The following is a 1206-nucleotide window of genomic DNA, read 5'->3' on the forward strand; positions in this document are numbered from 1 at the left end:
GAAAGCTCACCGTGGAAACAGATCGGTGTAGGCGGGGATGCCTGCGACCGAGACCGCACGCAGGATCGCGTCGACCACGGCGCGTTCGACGCAGACCGCGGCCGCCGTGCACACCGCGTCCAGGATCAGCAGATCCGCCGGAAACGCGGGCGGGACCGGTACCGACGGCGGCACCACCGCACCGGTGGACAGGGCGAAGAGGGTGTCACCGTCCAGCGGCGAATGAGCGGGACGGATGGCGCGGGCCAGACCGTCGTGCGCAGTCATCGCCATGCGGCGGCAGCCGCTCGGATCCAGCGCGACGTCGGTCGCGACCACGCCGATGGTCGTATTGAGCACCGTGCCCTTCACCGGCAGCGCGTTCGCCTTCGCCAACTGTCGTTTCGTCGGCGGGCGCAGGCCGAAGAACTCGGGTCCGTCGGTGCCGACACCCCACGGTAGTCCGGTGCGCGGATCGAAGACCGAGCCGACCGGGTTGGCGACGATCAGCGCAGCCACCGTCACCCCGGCCGCCGGACCGTCCTCGAGCACGATGCTCGCGCTGCCGATGCCGCCCTTGATCGAACCGGCGCGCGCACCGACGCCCGCGCCCACAGAACCCCGCGCGAAATCCGACGATGCCGACGCGGCGGCCCGGTACCCGAAATCGGCGGTCGGCCGCACATCCCACGCGCCGACCGGAAGGTCGAAGATCACCGCGCCCGGCACGATCGGCACCACCCGGCTCGCGTCCGACGGATCCATCAGGATCCCTTCGCCGTGTTCCTCCAGCCACCGCATCACGCCGTCGGCGGCCGCGAGACCGTAGGCGCTGCCGCCGGTCAGCAGGATCGAATGCACTTGGCGCACAGTGTTACTCGGGTCGAGCAGATCGGTTTCCCTGGTTCCAGGACCGCCGCCGCGCACGTCGACCGCCGCCGTCGCACCACCGGGCGCGCGCACGACGGTGCACCCGGTCGCCGCGCCGAAACCGAGCGTCGCGTCGGCGTCGAGGACGTGATGGTGACCGACGAGCAGTCCGGTCAGCATGGGATTTCTGCGGCCCGGGGGCCGCGTGGTTCGCGGCCCTCATGTCTCGCGCCCGAACACCCGAGACTCGCGCCTTCGGCGCATGCGCTTCGGCCGTTCGGGCGCGAGACGGCCGCGAACCGGGCGCTCGTAAGACTCGCGCCGGGGGTGGTGGGGTGAGGCGGGATCGTGCCAGGG

At 71.6% G+C, this 1206-nt stretch carries 1 protein-coding gene; it reads right to left on the bottom strand.

Annotation, left to right across the window (positions count from 1 at the left end; genetic code table 11):
- Nucleotides 1–6: 6 nt before the first annotated feature.
- Nucleotides 7–1029 carry a P1 family peptidase gene (locus JZ792_RS41170; protein WP_216918409.1) on the bottom strand — a complete coding sequence of 341 codons (1023 nt, stop codon included), beginning with the start codon at nucleotides 1027–1029 and terminating at the stop codon, nucleotides 7–9.
- Nucleotides 1030–1206 lie beyond the last annotated feature (177 nt).

The sequence above is a fragment of the Nocardia noduli genome, assembly GCF_019038455.1.
GTDB classification, from domain to species: domain Bacteria; phylum Actinomycetota; class Actinomycetes; order Mycobacteriales; family Mycobacteriaceae; genus Nocardia; species Nocardia noduli.